This is a genomic window from Telluria antibiotica, from assembly GCF_011682055.1.
Lineage (GTDB): Bacteria > Pseudomonadota > Gammaproteobacteria > Burkholderiales > Burkholderiaceae_D > Telluria > Telluria antibiotica.
On the sequence record NZ_JAAQOM010000025.1, the window covers coordinates 57,895 to 77,455 of the forward strand.

The 19,561-nt window shown below is 67.3% G+C and carries 16 protein-coding genes and 1 pseudogene; 10 read left to right on the forward strand and 7 right to left on the reverse strand.

Translation table 11 applies throughout. From position 1 onward, the window contains the following. The first annotated feature begins 41 nt into the window (after positions 1–41). Complete coding sequence (locus HAV22_RS28885; protein ID WP_166864661.1) at positions 42–464, forward strand: hypothetical protein; 423 nt, start codon at positions 42–44, stop codon at positions 462–464. 69 nt (positions 465–533) lie between these two features. Here HAV22_RS28885 and HAV22_RS28890 read toward each other — a convergent pair. Further along, positions 534–809: pseudogene (locus tag HAV22_RS28890) on the reverse strand (transposase); the annotation flags it as partial. Between the two features lie 227 nt (positions 810–1,036). Continuing rightward, positions 1,037–1,603: a GTP cyclohydrolase I FolE gene (gene folE / locus HAV22_RS28895; RefSeq protein WP_166864667.1), complete on the reverse strand. Its 567-nt coding sequence runs from the start codon at positions 1,601–1,603 to the stop codon at positions 1,037–1,039. A gap of 147 nt (positions 1,604–1,750) precedes the next feature. Here folE and HAV22_RS28900 point away from each other — a divergent pair, with 147 nt between their 5' ends. Then, entirely contained in the window at positions 1,751–2,638 is an 888-nt protein-coding gene (locus tag HAV22_RS28900) for a hypothetical protein (RefSeq protein WP_166864669.1), read from the forward strand. 24 nt (positions 2,639–2,662) lie between these two features. Here HAV22_RS28900 and nudC read toward each other — a convergent pair whose 3' ends face one another. Next, positions 2,663–3,484: an NAD(+) diphosphatase gene (gene nudC / locus HAV22_RS28905; RefSeq protein WP_208296416.1), complete on the reverse strand. Its 822-nt coding sequence runs from the start codon at positions 3,482–3,484 to the stop codon at positions 2,663–2,665. Positions 3,485–3,783: 299 nt separating this feature from the next. Here nudC and HAV22_RS28910 point away from each other — a divergent pair, with 299 nt between their 5' ends. After that, on the forward strand, positions 3,784–4,836 hold the full coding sequence (locus HAV22_RS28910) for a glycosyltransferase family 9 protein (RefSeq protein ID WP_166864671.1): 1,053 nt from the start codon (positions 3,784–3,786) through the stop codon (positions 4,834–4,836). A gap of 66 nt (positions 4,837–4,902) precedes the next feature. Here the strand turns inward: HAV22_RS28910 and HAV22_RS28915 are convergent, their stop codons facing one another. Further along, positions 4,903–5,526: a DUF4254 domain-containing protein gene (locus tag HAV22_RS28915; protein WP_166864674.1), complete on the reverse strand. Its 624-nt coding sequence runs from the start codon at positions 5,524–5,526 to the stop codon at positions 4,903–4,905. 441 nt (positions 5,527–5,967) lie between these two features. Here HAV22_RS28915 and HAV22_RS28920 point away from each other — a divergent pair, with 441 nt between their 5' ends. Beyond that, the gene (locus tag HAV22_RS28920) at positions 5,968–7,158 is read left to right on the forward strand and encodes a DUF418 domain-containing protein (RefSeq protein ID WP_166864677.1); all 1,191 of its coding nucleotides are present in this window, start codon (positions 5,968–5,970) and stop codon (positions 7,156–7,158) included. A gap of 24 nt (positions 7,159–7,182) precedes the next feature. Here the strand turns inward: HAV22_RS28920 and HAV22_RS28925 are convergent, their stop codons facing one another. Next, positions 7,183–7,746, reverse strand: coding sequence for a putative glycolipid-binding domain-containing protein (locus HAV22_RS28925; RefSeq protein WP_166864681.1), 564 nt, complete (start codon positions 7,744–7,746; stop codon positions 7,183–7,185). Between the two features lie 116 nt (positions 7,747–7,862). On the opposite strand from HAV22_RS28925, the gene HAV22_RS28930 reads away from it, so the two are divergent. The 6 genes from HAV22_RS28930 to HAV22_RS28955 all read left to right on the forward strand — a co-directional run bounded on the left by HAV22_RS28930 (position 7,863) and on the right by HAV22_RS28955 (position 16,122). Then, entirely contained in the window at positions 7,863–8,975 is a 1,113-nt protein-coding gene (locus HAV22_RS28930) for an AI-2E family transporter (RefSeq protein WP_208296417.1), read from the forward strand. 374 nt (positions 8,976–9,349) lie between these two features. After that, complete coding sequence (locus HAV22_RS28935; protein WP_229421491.1) at positions 9,350–9,892, forward strand: gluconokinase; 543 nt, start codon at positions 9,350–9,352, stop codon at positions 9,890–9,892. A gap of 198 nt (positions 9,893–10,090) precedes the next feature. Further along, entirely contained in the window at positions 10,091–11,407 is a 1,317-nt protein-coding gene (locus HAV22_RS28940; RefSeq protein WP_166864684.1) for a GntP family permease, read from the forward strand. Between the two features lie 14 nt (positions 11,408–11,421). Further along, entirely contained in the window at positions 11,422–14,454 is a 3,033-nt protein-coding gene (locus tag HAV22_RS28945) for a glycosyl hydrolase family 28-related protein (protein ID WP_229421492.1), read from the forward strand. Next, positions 14,444–15,358 (forward strand): alpha/beta hydrolase, encoded by a 915-nt coding sequence (locus HAV22_RS28950; RefSeq protein WP_166864687.1) that lies wholly within the window; start codon positions 14,444–14,446, stop codon positions 15,356–15,358. Before HAV22_RS28945 ends, HAV22_RS28950 begins: the two co-directional genes overlap by 11 nt. Next, the gene (locus HAV22_RS28955) at positions 15,355–16,122 is read left to right on the forward strand and encodes a ThuA domain-containing protein (protein WP_166864690.1); all 768 of its coding nucleotides are present in this window, start codon (positions 15,355–15,357) and stop codon (positions 16,120–16,122) included. Before HAV22_RS28950 ends, HAV22_RS28955 begins: the two co-directional genes overlap by 4 nt. Here the strand turns inward: HAV22_RS28955 and HAV22_RS28960 are convergent, their stop codons facing one another. Together HAV22_RS28960 and HAV22_RS28965 are read right to left on the reverse strand one after the other, a co-directional pair. After that, a complete protein-coding gene (locus tag HAV22_RS28960) occupies positions 16,123–16,980 on the reverse strand; it encodes a PEP-CTERM sorting domain-containing protein (RefSeq protein ID WP_166864693.1) in 858 nt (285 codons plus the stop codon). Positions 16,981–17,150: 170 nt separating this feature from the next. Beyond that, a complete protein-coding gene (locus HAV22_RS28965) occupies positions 17,151–19,553 on the reverse strand; it encodes a GH92 family glycosyl hydrolase (RefSeq protein ID WP_166864695.1) in 2,403 nt (800 codons plus the stop codon). Positions 19,554–19,561: the final 8 nt, after the last annotated feature.

Below are 19,561 nucleotides of genomic sequence, written 5' to 3' on the forward strand. Positions count from 1 at the left end.
CGGCAGTGATGCATGAAAGCATCGCCAACCCGGAAACGACCATGCGCTCCACCTTGCTCCTGTTGACACCGCTATTGCTGCTGGCCGGCTGCGTCAACGAATCAGCCAGCTATACGATCGACGGCAACGACCACGCCCTGACGGTGGTCGTTACGCAGGACTATTTCTGGAGCAAGCAAGCCGGCCTGAGAGTGATCGCGTCGCGTCTGCCGGACTGCCAGCGCCAGTTCGATCTCGGCAAGACGCCGCTGGCCGATCTGAACGTGGAGCTGTTCTCGACGGGTGACGAAACGTTCCTGCTGCGCTCGGGCGACGAGATGTGGCAGGTGGAGACGCGCGATTGCAGGCAGTTGCCGGAGCCGTCGGACAATGTCCGGGCCCAGCCGATCGGCGTGTTCCACATGGACGCGAAAAAGAAACTCGTGTTCGACCCGGCCGAAGGGTCGGTCGCGAACGCCCGCTGATCCGTCCCGCCAAGCCTCGGTTCAGCCCTGCCCCGTCAGCTGGCGCAGGCGGGCGATTTCGGCCGTGCGCCCGAGCCGCTCGAGCGCCTGTTCGAGCAGTGTACGGTCGCCCTCGCGCAACATCGTCCATTGCGTGAAGTACTCGTGCACGGTACGCCAGGGCGGGAACTCGGGCGGCATGCTGCGCCAGGCACTGCCTGTGTGGAGGAAGTACAGGACGGCGCAGAAGACATCGTACAGATCGTGCTTGCGGGGCCGGGTCTTGCGGCGCGCCGCCTCCAGCATTTCACGCACGGTCTCGAATTGCTCACGCGGTACATCACTTGGAAAGGTAGGCCTGGCCATGTCGATCGCCTCAAATTCGCTTGGAGACACGTGATCCGGAACAGGTTCCCGATCATCGACGGGCGTAGCGCATTGTCGCGACAGAATCGAACACGAGCGCCCAGTAAATACAGTCTAGCAGCGTGTTCGGAATCCTGGCACTTTTTTTTGAAGCGGCATGCGCGCCGCATCGCGCCACCGGCACAGCGTGGCAGAGAAGAAACATGGGGCGGCGCGCCGCCCGCAGATCAGTCGCGCGCCAGCGACAGGAATTCGGTGCGCAGCGCCAGGTTGGGCTGCAGTTCGCCCAGCAACGCCGACGTGATGGTTTCCTCGCCGGGCGTGCGGATGCCGCGGCTTTCCATGCACATGTGGCGGCACTTGATGACGACACCGACCGCTTTCGGTTCCAGCACTTCCATCAAGGTATTGGCGATCTGCACCGTCAGGCGTTCCTGCACCTGCAGGCGCTTGGAAAACACGTCGACGAGACGGGTCAGCTTCGACAGTCCGACGATCTTCCCGTTCGGCAGATAGCCCACCGTCGCCTTGCCGAAGAACGGCGCCAGGTGGTGCTCGCAATGGCTGTAGACGGGGATGCCGCGCACCACGATCAATTCGTTGTATTCCTCGGCCCCGTCCTCGAACGCCTTGAGGATCTCGACCGGATCCTGGTCGTAGCCGGAAGTCCAGTGTTTCCAGGCCTTGGCGACACGCGCGGGCGTCTCGTGCAGGCCGGAGCGGTTGGGATCTTCGCCAAGGCTGGACAACAGGCGCCGCCAGTCGTTCTCGGTGAAGACTTCTTTGTCAGACATGGTTAACCCTAAAATTTTCGATTGCCGAGAGTATATAGAAAATGGAGCGGATCCACAGACGGCAACGGCATTTGCGCAAATCGGACTGGACGCGTTCACGGATGCGCTAGCGTAGTCGACGTCCTTGTCACTGCGGGGGAGAACACCATGCTCGGAAGCACTGTCCTGGAAGTCGCGATCGGCCTGACATTTTGTTATGGTACGGTCGCCCTGATCGTCAGCACCCTGCAGGAAGCGCTGGCCGCAGCATTCCGGCTGCGTGCCAACACGCTGCTCGCGGGCGTCAAGAGCATGCTCAACGACCCGTCCTTCGACGGTCTTGCACGTGCCGTCTACCTGCATCCGCTCGTCAATCCGCACGCGGACGGCATCGGGCCACCAGAACGGGCCGTGCGTACCAGGCCATCGTACATCGATCCGGCGCATTTTGCGATCGCGCTGGTCGACAGCCTGTGGCGCGTGCCGGGCGACTTCGTCCAGCTGGCCGGTGCCATCGAGACGATCCCCGATCCACAAGTCAAGCAGGTCGTGCGCGGGCTGTACGGGCGCGCGCGCGACCTCCAGCATTTCCAGGACATGCTGGCCGGCTGGTTCGACAACGCGATGGCGCGCATGTCGGGCGCCTACAAGCGGCGGCAACTGCTCGTCTCACTGTTGCTGGCGCTGCTGCTGGCGATCCTGTTCAACATCGACAGCATCCACCTGTTCCGCACGTTGTGGCAGCAACCGACGCTGGCGGCGCACCTGCATGACATGGCGGGCGCCCCTATGCCGGGCGCCCTGAACCCCGCCCTGTTCGACGCCATGATGGCGCTGCCGATCGGCTGGACCCGCTTCCCGCCGGTGGCCGGCGCCGACTTCGCGCTGCAGGTCGCAGGATGGATCGTCACGGCGTCCACCGCGCTGTTCGGCGCCCCGTTCTGGTTCGACCTGATGCAGCGCGTCGTACGCGTACGCAGCACGGGCGTGCGGCCGGGAGACCTGCCGCCGGCACTGCGCGTGGAAAGCAAGGTCGCGGCCGCGCCGCTGCCGTGAACGGCCCGGCCCTGCCGTGCCGCCTCAGTGCCCGGGCGGACGGTGGCTGTCGACCAGCATGCTCGAGATCGAGACGTGCGGCACGCGTTCCGGCCATGTGTCGCCCGGTCCGAACCAGCGCGCCTCGGCGATCTCGTTCGGGTCGGTACGGATGTCGCCATCGAGGTAATCGGCCGTAAACGCGATCATCAGCGAATGGGGAAACGGCCACGACTGGCTGCCGAAATAACGCAGGTTGTGCACACGCAGGCCGACTTCCTCGAACACTTCACGGTGCACCGCTTCCTCGACCGATTCTCCCGCTTCCAGGAAGCCGGCCAGCGGCACGAAGCGCTTCACGGCGGACTGCGTGTGGAGTGCCAGCAGCACCTTGTCGCCGTCGCGGATCAAGACCATCATCGCCGGAGAAATGCGCGGATACGCCATGTGGCCGCAGTTCACGCATTTGAAGCAGCGTTCGCCCGTCGCCAGCACGGTGCCGCTGCCGCACGCGCCGCAGAACCGGTGCGTGCGCGCCCATTCGGCGATCTGGCAGGCGCGCGCCGCCACGCCGAGCCGGGCGTCGTCGAACTCGCCGAACAGCGAGCGCAATCCGCGCAGGGCATAGCCGGGAGGGACAAGCCCTTCGTCGTCGATCCACGCGGCCTGGCAGTACTGACCATCCAGCACGCCGACGGCCTGCAGGCGCTGCGGGTCGAGTTCGAGGTTGCGCACCGCGGCCTCGTCGGGCAGGCCGAGGTCGGCTTCGCGCACGAGCAGCCGCGTACCGTGGAAGACGAAGGACAGCGGCGCGGCATCCTGCTGCGGAGCCATCAGGGGCGTGAACGAAGCGGGCGTCTGGAGCATGGGGTATCCGGTCATCGATGGGACTGTCTTCGATGATACCGTCTTTCGCCATACCGTTCAGGACACTGCCCGCCGCGACAGGCGACAGGCATATGGATGGCTGAACTAATCCGGCATATCGCGCTCCAAGGTTGGGCTGGACCGTTGCGGCGCAACCCGACGACGCCCGGACGATGACGGCTGGTCCCGCCATGCCCGGCCCGGGCCGCGCCGACGAATCCTGCCGTACGGCGGTCCTCGCTGCAATGTTGCGTGTAGATGCCGGCACGTCCCCGTCGGGATGCGCCAAAGGAGGAAACGTGTACCGCCGACCACTGCTGCAGCGCCTCGACCTGCCTTCGGTTGTCGTGTTCCGCGCGCGCCAACTGGGCGACATGCTCTGCGCCGTCCCTGCGCTGCGCGCCCTGCGCGCCGCCGTACCTCGCGCGCGCATCGCACTGGTGGGCCAGCCCTGGGCGCGGCAATTCGCGGACCGGTTCGATGCGTACGTGGATGAATTCATCGCCTTCCCGGGCCATCCTTTGCTGTCCGAACAGCCGGCGCCGCAGGAGGCGCTCACGCATTTCTACACGACCGTCTGTCTCCGCCAATTTGCGTTGGCGTTGCAGTTGCACGGGAGCGGCGACGTGAGCAACGATATCGTCGGCGGCTTCGGCGCGCAAGCCATGGCCGGGTTCTGTCGCGGCGCGCCGGTCGTCCGCAACGGGACCGTCCTTTTCCCCTACCCGGACGTCGGCGCAGAGCCGGAACGCCTGCTCTCCCTGCTGGCACAACTGGGCGCGCCATCGACAGGGGCGCACCTGGAATTCCCGCTGTCGCGCGACGACGAAGACGAGTGGCGTGACAGCGGTCTTGGCAAAACGCTCGTGCCCGGTGAATACCTCTGCATCCATCCGGGCGCACGCAAGCGGGGCACCTGCTGGCCGACGCATCTGTTTGCGCAAGTCGGCGATTGCCTCGCGAGAGAATTCGGGCTCCAGGTCGTGTTGACAGGCGCCGCCAACGATGCGGGCCTGACTGCCGACGTGGCGAACCGCATGCGTCACACGCCGCTCGACGCGACCGCCGCGCTCTCCACCGGCGCGCTGGCCGTGCTGTTGCGCGATGCACGGCTCCTGATCTGCAACGACACCGACGTGTCCCACATCGCGGCCGGCCTGGGGCTCAAGAGCATCGTCGTGTTCGGCACGGCGGACATCGCTCGCTGGGCGCCGGTCGACCGCCACACGCATCGCTGCATCTGGGATCCGGCCGCGGAGCGTGCCCACGTCGTGCTGCGACACGCGCGTGCCTTATTGTCCGGTACGGCGCCGAGCCGCCAGCGCAGTGTCGGCATGTGGCCTTACTGGTAGCGGCGGCGCGCATCATGCGGGCAGCGTGCCGGCGTCGGATGGCGTCCGGCGCATCGATGGTCGCGCTCACGGCACGGCCCTCCCGCTCTCCCGTACCTGCCTGTCAAGGCAAGTGTCGAGCACGAGATGGTTTTCCATCCTCCCCCGGCGACTGGGCGTGAAATACGCAAGTCCGGCGCGCGCCTCCGCGAGCAGGCGGTCGAGGCGGGACACCAGGTCGTGGCGCTGCGCGAGCAGACACTCGAGCCTGGCAGTGCAGGCCCCGACGTGCGCCGCGTCCGCGCCCGCGGGTAGCGCCTGCCCGCGTATGTGGTGGATGTGCAGCGCCAGGCCCGACATGCGGTCGATGATGGCGCCTGCCGTGTCGCTCGACAGCCGCGCGCCGGGCCGGCGGACGACGTGGTGCAGGCCGGCCAACAGCACCTTGTCGATGGACTCGACCGCGTCGTTGCGCTTGCGGTCGTAGCGGTCGATCAGGCGTTGGCCGGCCGCGATCTCGGCAGGCGGCACGTCGAGCCGGCGCGCCCGCTCGGCTTCGCGCCACAGCAGGCCGTTGTAACGGTGGTTGGCATCGATCGCTTCCCACGCGCCGGACGCACCGCCGCCGCGGGACATCACCGGCCAGTCGCGTTCGCGCAGTTGGCGGTCGTGGAACCAGACGACGGACACGGCATCGATTTCGGTTTGCATGGAGACTCCAATCCTGGGCAGCCGACAGATGTTGCTTGGAGCACGCAGGCGTACGGGGGTTCTATGCAATGGATGAGAGTTTGGCTCAGCGCAAACGGGGCTTCGCTTTGCCACTCGGAAAAAATTTCGGACTCATTTATAAGGTGATATTGAACCGTTGCATGCGGTCGACAAATTGAACGCGATATCCGTCAAGCAACCGGCGATCGACGTCCATTGGTCGTTATTTGTAACTAAATGTGAAGTCTGCACGCGATGGCGTCAGGTCTATGGTGGGCGACATAATAGGACTTGCCACACCCCAGTGATGCCAAACACGTCCGCGATCAAACCGCTACTTACGAAAAAAGCTATTAGAACTGAAACCGTTTTCAAACTAGAATGGCCGGGCTCCCACCGACCGGAATTCCCATGACGCCACCTTCCACGAATGCTGTGCCCATGACGACCACATCCCGCCTCGATCTCGTGGACGCCCTGCGCGGCTTCGCGATCGTCTCGATCATGCTGCTGCATAACCTCGAGCATTTCGACCTGTACTTCTCGCCGCCGGGTGACCCGGCCTGGCTGAAGGCGCTGGGCCAGGGCATCTGGGACACGATGTTCGCCCTGTTCGGTGGCAAGTCGTACGCCATCTTCGCGCTGCTGTTCGGCCTGACGTTCCACCTGCAGTTCGATGCGCGTGCGCGCCGCGGGGACGATTTCCGGCCGCGCTTCGCCTGGCGCATGCTCCTGCTGCTCGGGTTCGGACTGGTGAACGGCGCGTTCTACGAAGGCGACATCCTGGCGATCTATGCCGTGCTCGGCCTGGTCCTGATCCCCGTCGCGCGTCTGCGCACGCGGACCGTCTTCCTGCTGGCCTGCTTCCTCAGCCTGCAACCCGCCGCCTGGGTCCAGGCGCTGGCGGCGCTGGACAGCGCGCCCGGCAAGCTGCCCGACCCGGAATCGTGGGGCCTCTTCGGACGCGCCAGTGCCTACCAGATGCACGGCTCGCTCGTCGACGTCTGGATCGGCAACCTCACGAACGGCAAACACGCCGTGCTGCTGTGGAGCTGGGAAATGGGCCGCATCTTTCAGATTCCCGCGCTGTTCATGTTCGGCATGCTGGCCGGGCGCGTCGGGCTGTTTGCCGTCAACGACGCGAACCGCAGGGTCTGGCGCCGTATCTTCCTCGTGGCGGCGTTGCTGCTCGGACCACTGCTGTTCGTCCACTTCCACCTGGAGGCGTGGATCGCGGCGGAAGCGTTGCGCCGGCCGCTGGACACCATCTGCGCGCCGCTGCTCAACCTCGACATCATGCTCCTGCTCGTGACCGGCTTCGCGCTGCTGTTCCGCCGCCCTGCCGGTGCGCGCGTGCTCGGCGCGTTCCGCTGGCTCGGCCGGATGAGCCTGACGAGCTATATGATGCAATCGGTGGTCGGGACGACCTTGTACTATGGCTTCGGCTTCGGCCTGTACGCGGTGACGGGCCCCGTCGCGGCGCTGCTGATCGGCATCACGCTGGCCGTGGCACAAGGCGTCTTCAGCGCGTGGTGGCTCAAGCACCACAAGCAGGGGCCGCTGGAAGCGCTGTGGCATCGCCTGACGTGGATCGGCACGGCCCGCCTGCCGGCCGCGCACCAGGCCGGCTAAGGCCGCCCGGACAGGGCAAGCCGCTCAGCCCGCAACGCGCGTGAACATGTCCTCGTAGCGCAGCACGAGGCCGTCGCCGTCGACCTCGAGCTCCGCGGAGAACGGGCGGGACAGGCTTTCGAACAGCACCTTGTCCGGCGCCGCGCCCGTGTAAGGCCGCGCCGTGTACGCCTGCGACACGGGCTGGACGTCGAGCGCGGGCAGATCGACGTACGCGACCCGGATTTCCTGGCGCTGGCGCAGGCTGTCGCCCAGGCGGCGGATCGGCAGCGTGTTCGTGAAAGGGCTGCACGACACGTCGACGTCGATGCATCCTTGCAGTGCCGGCAGCGGTGTGCCGTCGGCGTCGGTCCAGTTGCCGGCACCATCGGCGCGCAGGCGTACCGTGCCACGCCCGGCGACGTGCACGTCGAGGCTGCGCACCCGCCAATGCTCGTCGCACTGCAATGCATAACTGCAGGCGAACAAGCTGCCGCCTGCGGGGCCGATGAGGACACTCTCCGCCGTCACGCCGGTGTCGCCGATCGCCAGTTCGACATGCTCGAGGCCGCCGCTTTTTTCCGTTGCCCAACGATAGCTGCGATTCACGTCGCCCCCTTTCGTTTTCCATGCACGTCCACTGTAGCACCATGCCCGCGCCCGGACCGGCACGGGACGCACCGTGCTGCCGAGCTGCGCGCCAGCGATGCGGCCCTCGCCGTATCATGCCGACAACGGCCGCGACGACGGCCCATTGCCAGGGAGGCACCGTGTTCGGTATCGATGCGCGTACGGCCCGCGTGGTGTGGACGGCCGCGCTGGTGGTGGCAGGCTTGTATGGCGTCTTCCTCGTGCGGACGACGCTGCTGGTGATGCTGATCGCGGTGCTGTTCAGCTACCTCATCTACCCGCTGTTCGTGCTGGCCCAGCGCGTCGTGGGTGGCCGCATTCCGCGCACGCCCTTGCTGTGCCTCGTATACCTCGTCGTCGTGGCGCTCGTCGCGCTGGCCGGCGGGCTGTTCGGCAGCCAGGTGGCCGAGCAGGCGACGACGCTGGCACACCAGCTGCCGACGCTGCTCGACCCCGCAACCCTGGAACGGCGGCTGCCGCTGCCCGGCGTGCTCGAACCCTTGCGCGCGCGCCTCGCCGGGTTCCTGCGCGACCTGCTCCAGGGCGGCTCGTCGCAGGCGATGCCGTTCGTGCGCAATATCGGGGCAGGACTCGTGCACCTGGCCGGCAACCTGATCTACGTCGTCGTCGTGCCGATCCTGAGCTTCCTGATGATCCTGCAAGGCCCCGTCTTCGACGAATTGCTCGTGACGATGAACCAGCGCCGCAACGGCGCCTTCTGGACCGACGTGCTGCACGGCTTGAATACGGTGCTGTCGAGCTATGTGCGGGCGCTGGCCCTGCTGTCGCTGGCGACATTGCTCGCCTACGGGCTGGTACTGTCGTTGATGGGCGTGCCGTTCGCGCTGCTGCTTGCGGGAGCCGCGGCCGTGCTGGAAGTGATCCCAGTGCTGGGTCCGCTCGTCGCGGCGGTGGCCATCGTGGGCGTGGCCCTGTTCAGCGGCTACGAGCACGTTGGCTGGGTCGTCGCCTTCATCACGGCGTACCGGATCTTCCAGGATTACATGCTGAACCCCTACCTGATGAGCGAAGGCGTGGACGTGCCGCCTATCCTCGTCGTGTTCGGCCTGCTTGCCGGCGAGGAGTTGGCTGGCGTCTCGGGCATCTTCCTGTCCGTACCTTTCCTGGCTGCGGTAAGGATGGTCGCCATGCAGATAAAGCTGCATCGGGCCAAGATCACAAGTCCGGTCGCGCCCCCTCCCGCCTAAGCGCGCTTCACAGCTCACAGGCTGGGCGTCATGAAGTCGGTTAGTTGCAACTGATGAGCCCTTTCTCGGCCGTTCGCTGCAAGAGCGGGGACTCGTCAAGCCATCGCGACGCGCCCGTGCAATGGTGTCGTAAACGCCACACCTTACCCATCCGTGCGGCTATGCACCATTGATAGCGCTACCAACGGGACACAGTTGCACCCCTCTGAAACGGCATGCATCCGCGCCGCGTGTCAGGCCAATCATCCGACCGGCACCTGCACCCGTTTCGCTATGCAACACGAATACCCCTTTACAAATCCGCCGCCATATTGAAGACTTAGCGCAAATGATAGCGCTAACGGTTGCTTCGAATTGACGGAAAGAGAGACAGCATGGCATCACCAAGCGATATAGCCGACCAGCCGGACCACGGGCGCCGCTGGGTCATCATGGGCGTCTGCGGATGCGGCAAGAGCACCGTCGGCGCCGCCCTTGCCCGGGCGTTCGACGTGGCCTTCATCGAGGGCGACGCCTACCACCCGGCGCCGAACGTGATCAAGATGTCGGCCGGCGAGCCGCTGACGGACGACGACCGCGCCGGCTGGCTGCACGCGCTGGCGCGCGAGATCGCCGCGGCGCGCGCCCGGGGCGAAGGCATCGTCGTGTCGTGCTCGGCGCTCAAGCGGCGCTACCGCGACCTGCTGCGCCAGGCCGATCCGGACCTGCGCTTCGCCCACTTGCAAGGCCCGCGCGGCATGATCGCCGCGCGCATGCAGACGCGCATCGGCCACTACATGCCGATCTCGCTGCTGGACAGCCAGCTGCGCGACCTCGAGCCGCTGCAGCCCGGCGAGGCCGGCCTCACCCTGGACACGACCCAGCCACCGGATGCGCTGGTGGCCAGCATCATCGAATCGACTGACAGGAAGGACTGAACATACGGCATCACCGCAGCACAGCGTCGTCGCATCCCGGCCCAGTCGTCCGCCTTCGAGACGGCACGCCACCTACACCAATAATGGAGACACCATGCCTACACCACTAGAACGGACTCTGATCGACCTCGCCAGCGCGTGCGGCATACCGCCCGCCCCGCAAAGCAGCCTGCGCGACAACGCCTGACGGAGGCCGCCATGTGGAATCTGCTGTCCGTACTGCTGGCCGTCGGCCTGCTGACGGTGATGATCGCGTGGGGCAAGATCCAGCCCCTGATCGCGTTCGTCGTCGCGGCCATCGTCGCCGCCTTGATGCTCGGGATGCCCGCCGCGAAGATCCCGGGCGCCATCGAAAAAGGGATCGGCGACCTGCTCGGGTCACTGGTCGTCGTCATCTGCCTGGGCGCCATCTTCGGCAAACTGATCGCCGACACCGGCGCAGCCCGGCGCATCGCCACGAGCCTCGTCGATAAACTCGGCATGCACCGTCTCCCGGTGGCGATGACCGTCACCGGCTTCGTCGTCGGCCTGCCTCTGTACTACAACGTCGGCTTCGTGCTGATGATCCCGCTGATCTTCTCGCTCGTGTACCAGTCGGGCCGGCCGGCCGTGGCACTCGGCATGCCGCTGCTGGCTGGCCTGTCGATCGCGCACGGCTTCCTGCCGCCGCATCCGTCGGCGACGGCGCTCGTCGTCGCCGTCCACGCGGACATGGGCAAGACCTTGTTGTACGGCCTCGTCGTCGCGATTCCCACGCTGATCATCGCGGGGCCGATCTTTGCGATGTCGCTGAAGCACATCCGTGGCGAGCCCGCGCCGATGTTCCGCCAGCCGCAGCAGGACGTGCCGGACAGCGCGCTGCCCGGCACCTTCAACAGCTTCGCGACGGCGCTGCTGCCCGTCGTGCTGCTGGGCGCCCTCACGCTCGTCACCCTCGTCCGCCCGGACCTCGCAAAGCCGCTCGGCTTTCTTGCGAGCCCGCTCGTCGTGATGCTGCTGTCGTACGGCGTCGCGGCAGTCACACTGGGCATCGGCCGCGGCCTGCCGCTTGCCCGCGTGACGGACAGCGCCGCGGGCGCGCTGCGCGAGATCTCGCCGATCCTCATGATCATCGCGGGCGCCGGCGGCCTGAAGGAAGTGCTGACGCAGTCCGGCGTCAGCGCGGAACTGGGCACGCAGCTGGCGCACATGCCGGTGCCGCCGCTGCTGCTCGGCTGGGCCGTCGCTACGTTGATCCGCGTCTGCCTGGGCTCCGCGACGGTGGCCGGCATCACGGCGGCCGGCGTTGTCGGGCCGCTCGTGCAAAGCTCCGGCGTCAATCCGAACCTGATGGTGCTTGCCGTCGGCGCGGGGAGCCTGATGTTCAGTCACGTGAACGATTCGGGCTTCTGGATGTTCAAGGAATACTTCGGTCTCTCGCTGAGGGATACGTTCCGCTCGTGGACGATGATGGAGACCCTCGTCGGCGTGTTCGGGCTGCTGTTCGTACTGTTGCTGTCGCTGTTCGTCGCCTGAGAATAAGGATAACAATGATGAAGACTACGCGTTTTCCGCTGCCGCGCGCGCTCGCGGCGGCGGCCCTGCTTGCGTGCGCCTCGCCCGGCGAGGCGGCGTCCGTGTCCGCCTTCCAGACCATGCCCGACGATCCGCACGCCATCGTCGTGCATGCGCAAGGTGACGGCAAGACGGACGACAGCGCCGCCATCCAGCAAGCCATCGATGCCGCCGCCAACAAGGGCGAAGGCGGCGTCGTGTTCCTGCCGTCCGGCCGCTACCGCATCACGAAGAGCATCCTGATCCCGCTCGCCGTGCGCGTGTACGGCGTGGGCGCGACGCGGCCCGTGTTCGTGCTGGCGCCGAAGACGCCAGGGTTCCAGCAGGGCGTCGCGAACATGGTGATCTTCACGGGCGGCGACCAGTACACGGTGGGCAAGGTACCGATGCCCGTCGCGGGCGCCGTCGGTGCGCAGCACGACGTGCGCGACGCGAACTCCGCCACCTTCTATTCCGTGCTGTCGAACGTGGACTTCGAGATCGGCGACGGCAACCCGGCCGCCACCGGCGTGCGCATGCACACGGCGCAGCACTCGAACCTGTCGCACATCGATTTCCATATCGGCAGCGGCCTCGCGGGCGTCTACCAGGTGGGGAATATCGCGTACGACCTCAAATTCCACGGCGGCCGCTACGGCATCCTCGCCGAGAAGACGTCGCCCGCGTGGCAGTTCACGCTCGTCGATGCCGCATTCGACGGCCAGCGCGACGCCGCCATCCGCGAGCACGAGGCCGGGCTCACACTGGACAACGTCGACATCCGCGACACCCCCATCGGCATCGACATCGACCGCGGCTACGGCGACTGGCTGTACGCGAAGAACGTCCGCTTCGAGAACGTGGGCAAGGCCGCCGTCGTCATCAGCAACGAGGACAACGTCTACACGCAGATCGCGTTCGAGCATGCGTCCGCGCAGAACGTGCCGACGTTCGCGCGCTTTCGCGACAGCGGCAAGACCCTCGCGGGCGCGGGCCGCGCGTACGAGGTCACGGAACTGAACTACGGCATGAAGCTCGAGCAGCTGGGCGTGCCGGGCCGCTTCACGACCGTGTACAAGACGGCGCCTTTGAACGCGAAGGCCACGCCGCGGCGCGTCCTGAAGCCGCTGCCGACGACGAAAGACTGGGCCAATGTGCGCAGCTTCGGTGCCCTGGGCGACGGCCGCGCGGACGACACCGCCGCCATCCAGAAGGCCATCGACAGCCGCCGCGTCGTCTACCTGCCGCAGGGCTTCTACATGGTCAACGACACGATCCACATGAAGCCGGACACCGTGATCGTCGGCCTGCATCCGGGCCTCACACAGCTCGTGCTGCCGAACGGTTCGCCCATGTTCCAGGGGATCGACACGCCGAAGGCGCTGCTCGAAAGCGCGCGCGGCGGCGCGGGCATCGTGTCCGGCATCGGCCTCGCGACGGGTGAAGTCAACAACCGCGCCGTCGCGCTGCTGTGGCGCGCGGGCGAACAGTCCCTCGTGGACGACGTGCGTATCCAGGGCGGCCACGGCACGCGCCTGTACGACGGCACGCGCGCCGATCCGTACAAGAAGACCGAACGATGGGACACGACCCTGTGGTGGGACCGCCAGTACCCGAGCGTCTGGGTGACGGACGGCGGCGGCGGCACGTTCACCGGCATCTGGTCGCCCAGCGGCTATGCGCAGGCGGGCTTCTACGTGACGAACACGAAGACGCCGGGCCGCGTGTACGAACTCTCGGCCGAACACCACATCCGCAACGAGATCGTGCTGGACGGTGTCGAGAACTGGTCGTTCTACGCGCCGCAGACCGAAGAGGAAGTCCGCGACGGCATGGACTCGACGTCGCTCGACATCCGCAACTCGAAGAACATCCTGTTCGCGAACTACCACGGCTACCGCGTCACCCGCTCCATCAAGCCCGCGCTGACGGCCGTGCGCATCGCGAACTCCAGCGACATCCGGTTCAGGAACGTGCACGTGAATGGCGAGAGCGGCTTCGCCACCTGCGACGAGAACGGCTGCACGACGTATGCGCGCGCCTCGAAATACCCGTACGAGAACGCCATCGTCGACGTCACGCACGATATCCAGGTGCGCGAGCGCGAGTTCGCCATCCTCGACTACACGGGCACGCAGGCGAGCGCGCCCGCGCCGATGGGCAAGATCGAGAAGGTCGCGGACGGTTTTTATTCGATCGCCGGCGGCGCCGTCGACGCGAAGGGCAAGCTGTACTTCATCGACCGCCACTTCAAGCGCATCCACGCGTGGAGCAAGGACCGCGGCCTGGAGATCGTGCGCGACGCACCGCTCGACCCCATCAACCTTGCCATCGACCGCAGCGGCAACGTGATGGTGCTGTCGCACTACGGCCAGGGCGCCTCCGTGTACGCGTTCAAGCCGGACGCGCCGCCGACGCCGGAAGGGGTCACGATGATCAAGCCGACGGCCGTCGCAGCGCGTGCGGATGCGCGCGTCGCGGTGCCCGTCAACTTCTGGCAGAACGGCGAATTCCAGGACCAGATCGATCCGAAGACCTACGAGTTCACCACGTTGGCCGAGATGTTCGCGCGCGACGTGGCGAAGCCGAAGGCGCAGGAATACGTGTCGCCGGACGGCAGTCTCGTGCTGCCCGCGTACCGCGTCACGCGCCAGGGGCCGACGGACCACCTGGGGTACCGCTGGTCCGACACGCTCGACACGCACGGTTTCACCAGCGCGCGCGTGGGCGAGCGCGTGGTCTTCACGAACGGTTCCGAGAACCGCACGTTCAGCGGCTTGATGGGTGAAGGTGGCGCGATCACGGACTTGAAACCCGTGGCCGACCGCGGCGGCGAGAGCGCGGCGCTCGGCCCGGACGGCAACGTCTACGTGGCGAACGGCCAGGTGTTCGTGTACGGCGCGGACGGCAAGGCGCGCGGCCGCATCGACGTGCCGGAACGCCCGCTGCAACTCGTCTTCGGCGGCGCCGACGGACGTACACTCTTCATCCTCACCCACCACAGCCTGTACACGAGCCATGTCGATTGAACGCCTGATCCTCTCCGCCGCGCTGGCGCTGGCCTGCGTCGTCCCTGCATGCGCCGCCGAACCCGCGAAGCCCGCGCCGCCCGTCGTCAAGCTGTGGCCCGACGGCGCGCCGGGCTCGGAACAGCGCCGCAACGAACCCGAACGGCTCGTCGACGGCGCGTATCCCACCAATGTGCACGACCCGTCGCTGACCGTCTTGCGGGCCGACCCGCGCCATGCGAACGGCGCCGCGGTCGTCATCGCTCCCGGCGGCGGGCACTACTTGCTCGTCATGGAGAACGAGGGCCTGCTGCCGGCCAGGATGTTGAACCGCATCGGCGTGACGGCGTTCGTGCTGAAGTACCGGCTCGCGCACGGCCCGGATTCCGCCGGCTACTCCGTCGCACGCGACGGTGCGGCCGACCTGCGCCGCGCCGTGCGCTGGGTGCGCGCGCATGCGGCCGAATATGCCGTCGATCCGCAGCGCGTGGGCGTCATGGGCTTCTCGGCCGGCGGCGAACTGGTGTCGCTCGTCGCCGACAATCCCGAACCGCCGCAGCGCGGCACGCCCGATGCGGTCGACCGCCTGAGCGCGCGCCCGGACTTCCAGGTGCTCGTGTATCCGGGCGACGCGGGCACGCCCGCGCAGGCCGCGGACAAGGCACCGCCCGCGTTCCTCGTCGCCGGCTCGCGCGATGCGTGCTGCCTGGCGCCGAGCCTCACCTTGTACCAGCAGCTCGTGAAGGCCGGTGTCTCGGCCGAGCTGCACCTGTACGCCGACACGGACCACGCGTTCAACATGGGGCAGCGCGGCGAGCGCGTCTCGTTGCAGCACTGGCCCGATCGCCTGTCCGACTGGCTGTCCGACGGCGGCTGGCTCGTGCCGCGCAATGGCAGGAAGCCGGAAGGCGTGCCCGCACCATGACAGGACGCCGCATCGTGCCGGCCCTGGTAGCGGCAGCCGTGCTGGCCACGCCATCCGCCCACGCCGACAGCCAGTACAAGCTGCTCGTGCTGGCCATCCCCAACAAATACCACTACGAATACATCCCCGTCGCGCGCGACAGCCTGGAACGGCTGGCCAAGCTGCACGCGTTCGAGTTCACGTACACGAACAAGACCGAGGCGTTCGACGGCGACCTGGCGCAGTACGCGGCCGTCGTCTTCCTCAACACGCCGGGCGAAGAGCTGAACGCGGCGCAGCGCGCGCACTTCGAAGCGTATATGCGCGGTGGCGGCAACGCCGTCGTCGTGCACCGCGCCGCGATCACGCCGCCGAACGGGTGGGTGTGGTACGAGAAGCTCGTGGGCCGCTCCTTCAAGATTCACCCGTTCCTGCAGACGGCCGCCGTCGACGTCGTCGACCGGGGCTTTCCCGCGACGTTCGGCATCCCGCCGCGCTGGATCTGGAGCGACGAGTGGTACGAGACGACGAACCCGTACAACGTCGCCATCCACCCCGTGCTGAACGTGGACGAATCGAGCTACGACCCCACGCGCATCTGGCCGGGCCAGGTCGCGACGGGCATGGGCCGCGACCACCCCGTCTCCTGGTATCACCGCCATGAACAGGGCCGCGTGTTCGTCACGCTGCTCGGTCACAACGTCGAGATGTACCGCGACCCGCAATACCTGGCCCACCTGATGGGCGGCATCTGGTGGGCTGCGACGGGCAAGGGGCAGCGCTGACTAGCGCCGCGCCCTGCGCGCCCTGTGGTGCACCAGCGCGAGCAGGCCGATCGCGACGAGGCCCGCCGACAGCGGCTCGGGGATCGGTATCGTCGCGCCGGTCAAGGTGAACGCCTGGTTGAACGTGGGTGCCGGGGTGCCGCCCACGATGTCGGTGCCGACCCGCAGCCAGTCGGGCGCGATGTTCCCGTTCCTGATCCACGATTGCAGGTCGGGGGAGAACGGTGTGCCCGGTGGGACGATCGGGCGCGGGGTGGACAACCAGAGGAAATTCCCGCCCGTGACCGCGACCTGCGGCACGAAGAAATAATGGTCGGGCGCGAGATCGAACGGCGTGGCGAAATCGACGGTGAACTGGACCTCGGTGCCGGTCACGGGGCCCTCCCCGCCCGTCGTCTGGCCGGGCAGCGGATTGATGCCGTTCACGACGGAGTTCAGGGCGGTGAAGCCCGTTGCCAGCACGCTGGTCGTAAAGGTCAGACCCGATGCACTGAGCGCGCGCGTATCGAAGGCGACGTCCGACGGCGAGTTGGTACGGGTCGGGACGTGACCCGACGGCGGCGTGCTGGAATCCTTCGGGAACACGCGATAGATTTCCACCTGGACGTCGGTGACGGACGACAGCGGCACGTCGTTGGTGAGCAGGCCGGTGAACGTCGCGTGCGTGATGTTCGTGTGCTGTGCAATGATGAAGTCGTCGGCCGTCTCCGTTTCCGACGCCCCCGGCCGGGACAACGCGGCCATGCGGCCGTCCACGACACCGGTGGAAAAGACATACGGGCCGGCGTGCGCGACGGCGCAATGGAACATCAGGCCGGCACCAATGAGTTTCAGAGCTTTCGTTCCGATATTCATCATCGACTCCTTTCGTTCGGACTGAAAAAGTGTGCCTCTTTTTCAAGCATCGTTCGTGCCATCGGCACCCGTAGCCCGTCATGCGTGCTGGCTAGGCACGCGGTCGCTCGCTGTTCCGTAAATTTTGTCGACAGCGTGCCCGACCATGCCGGCCGGCACGCCTGTGAAACGGCTCAGCGCGTCGGCAGGTCGCGCGCATGCGTGCCCCAGCCCGCCGCCTCCGGCTGCGGCGCGAGCGTGTAGCCGAGCGTGCCACCCGCCTGCAGCTGTTCCCAGTCGAGCCACACGCGCGACAGGGGCTTGCCCGCCCAGTTCACCGCGTGCACGAAGCGGCGCTCGCCGGGATTGGCCTCGGGCGCGTCGATGCGCAGCACGCGGCCCTGCGGCAGATCGATTTCCGCATGCGCGAAACGGGGCGCGTGCAGCAGGAAACGGCCGCTGCCCGGCGTGTCGGGATACAGGCCCAATGCGCTGAACAGATACCAGGCCGACATCGTGCCCAGGTCGTCGTTGCCGGTGACGCCGCTGGGACCGTTGCCGAACAGCGTTTCCGCCGCGCGCAGCACGGTCGTCGTCTTCCACGGCTGGCCCAGCAACGTGTAGACCCACGGTGCGTGCAGGTCCGGCTCGTTGTTCGGGTTGTAGCGGAACTGGCTGTAATAGCTGTACGGTCCCACGACCCACGACTTGCGCACGGCCTGCGGGTCGCTTGCGAGCGCGTCGTAGTCGAAGAACAGGTCGAGGCGGTGCAGCGCCTGCGCGGGGCCGCCCATCGCGGCGGCGAGGCCCGGGATGTCCTGGCGCACGAGCCACTGATATTGCCACGCCGTGCCTTCGTGGAAGCCACGCTCGCTGCGCGGATCGTAGCCGCCGCCGACGTCGGCGAACCAGCTGCCGTCCTGCACGCGCGGGCGCGGGAAGCCCCGCAGGCCGGTCGCCGTGTCGACCACGCTCGCGTCCCACACGTTACGCCAGTTGAGGGCGCGCTGGCCCAGCACGCGCGCATCGTCGGCATGGCCCAGCGCCTTCGCCATCGCGGCCAGCGCGCTGTCGGACAACGAGTATTCCAGCGTGGCCGACGCGCCATGGTGCGGATCGATGTCCATGCCTTTCGCGACGAACGCGCGGTCGTACTGCACGAAGCCCTGGCGCAGATAGCCCGGGTTGCCCGCGCGGCCCTGGGCGCGGATGCGCTGCGGCGGCACGCCGAACGCGTTCTCGCGCAACGCGGCATACGCCTCGCGCTCGCGGCCTTTCAGCGCGCCATAGCGCCACAGGTCGACGAGGAACGGCGTGACGGGATCGCCCGTCATCACGTTCGTCTCGAAGTTCGCGTAGCCCCAGCGCGGCAGCCAGCCGCCCTGTTCGCGGATCTTCAGCACGGAGTTCGCGATGTCGCGCGCGCGCTGCGGGCGCAGCAGCGCAAGGAGCTGGTTCTGCGCGCGGTAGGTGTCCCACAGCGAGAAGAATTCGTAATACGTCCAGTCCTTCGCCGTGTGGATCGCGTCGTCGTAGCCGCGGTAGCGGCCGTCCGCGTCGTTGCCCGTCAGCGGCTGCAGCAGCGCGTGGTACAGCGCCGTGTAGAACACCGTGCGGTCGTCCCGGCTGCCGCCGTCGATGCGGACACTCGCCAGTTCGCGCTGCCACGCCGCCTGCGCCGTCTCGCGCATCGCATCGAACGCGAGCGGCCGGCTGCCCGCCATGCCTTCCGCCTGCAGGTTCGCGCGCGCACCGTCGGCATCCACGTGCGAGATCGCGCTGACCGCCGTGACGGCCCGTCCGCGCTTCAAGTCGAACGTCAGCCACGCGCCATGCGGGCGGCTGTCGCCCTGCTGGCTGGGGCCTTGCGCATTCGGCCAGCCGCCGCGGTCGTCCCAGATGCCGTGGGCGACGAACGGCTGGTCGAACACGATGCGGAACCACGTCGTGTACTGCGCGCCGCCGCAGAAGCTTTTCGTCGTGATGCGGCCTTCCACGCTGCGATCGTCCACGATCCGCAGCTCGCTGCCGACGACCGAATGGCGCTCGTTGGCCTGCCCCACGTTGAGCAGCACATGGCCCGTGTCGGCACCGGCTGCGAACGTGTAGCGCTCGGCCGCGGCGCGGGTCAGCGCCGTCGTCTCGGCCGTGATGCCGCCGTAGCTCGTCAGCCGCACCTTGTAATAGCCGGCCTGCCCGACTTCGCCGTCGTGCGTGTAGCCGGCCGCATAGCGCTTGTAGTCGAAGCTGTCCGACTTCGCGGTGTCGAAATCGCCGCCGGGGCCGATGCGCCCCGTGACCGGCAGCACTTGCAGCTGCCCGCCCTGTTCCCAGCAGCCCGCGCCGGACAGGTACGAGTGGCCGAAGCCGCGGATGCGTGTGTCGCTGTAGCGCCAGCCAGCGTAATGCTCGCCCGTCGGACCGACCTGGATCATGCCGAACGGCGCCGACGCGCCGGGGAACGTGTTGCCTTCGTCCTGCGTGCCGATGAACGTGTTGACGGGCGTGGCATCGAGCTTGGGCGCCGACTGCGCCGCCAGCGGCAGCATGAGCGCCGCAAGCAGCGCGGCCAGGAACGGGGTTGGGAAACCGGTCATGCGCGTTC

What these genes read in the sequence shown, in the direction of transcription:
- HAV22_RS28885 (WP_166864661.1), top strand. Translation starts at nt 42, where the DNA reads ATGCGCTCCACCTTGCTCCTGTTGACACCGCTATTGCTGCTGGCCGGC.
- folE (WP_166864667.1), bottom strand. Translation starts at nt 1,603, where the DNA reads ATGTCTGACAAAGAAGTCTTCACCGAGAACGACTGGCGGCGCCTGTTG.
- HAV22_RS28900 (WP_166864669.1), top strand. Translation starts at nt 1,751, where the DNA reads ATGCTCGGAAGCACTGTCCTGGAAGTCGCGATCGGCCTGACATTTTGT.
- nudC (WP_208296416.1), bottom strand. Translation starts at nt 3,484, where the DNA reads ATGCTCCAGACGCCCGCTTCGTTCACGCCCCTGATGGCTCCGCAGCAG.
- HAV22_RS28915 (WP_166864674.1), bottom strand. Translation starts at nt 5,526, where the DNA reads ATGCAAACCGAAATCGATGCCGTGTCCGTCGTCTGGTTCCACGACCGC.
- HAV22_RS28920 (WP_166864677.1), top strand. Translation starts at nt 5,968, where the DNA reads ATGACGACCACATCCCGCCTCGATCTCGTGGACGCCCTGCGCGGCTTC.
- HAV22_RS28930 (WP_208296417.1), top strand. Translation starts at nt 7,863, where the DNA reads ATGCCGACAACGGCCGCGACGACGGCCCATTGCCAGGGAGGCACCGTG.
- HAV22_RS28935 (WP_229421491.1), top strand. Translation starts at nt 9,350, where the DNA reads ATGGCATCACCAAGCGATATAGCCGACCAGCCGGACCACGGGCGCCGC.
- HAV22_RS28940 (WP_166864684.1), top strand. Translation starts at nt 10,091, where the DNA reads ATGTGGAATCTGCTGTCCGTACTGCTGGCCGTCGGCCTGCTGACGGTG.
- HAV22_RS28945 (WP_229421492.1), top strand. Translation starts at nt 11,422, where the DNA reads ATGATGAAGACTACGCGTTTTCCGCTGCCGCGCGCGCTCGCGGCGGCG.
- HAV22_RS28950 (WP_166864687.1), top strand. Translation starts at nt 14,444, where the DNA reads ATGTCGATTGAACGCCTGATCCTCTCCGCCGCGCTGGCGCTGGCCTGC.
- HAV22_RS28955 (WP_166864690.1), top strand. Translation starts at nt 15,355, where the DNA reads ATGACAGGACGCCGCATCGTGCCGGCCCTGGTAGCGGCAGCCGTGCTG.
- HAV22_RS28960 (WP_166864693.1), bottom strand. Translation starts at nt 16,980, where the DNA reads ATGATGAATATCGGAACGAAAGCTCTGAAACTCATTGGTGCCGGCCTG.
- HAV22_RS28965 (WP_166864695.1), bottom strand. Translation starts at nt 19,553, where the DNA reads ATGACCGGTTTCCCAACCCCGTTCCTGGCCGCGCTGCTTGCGGCGCTC.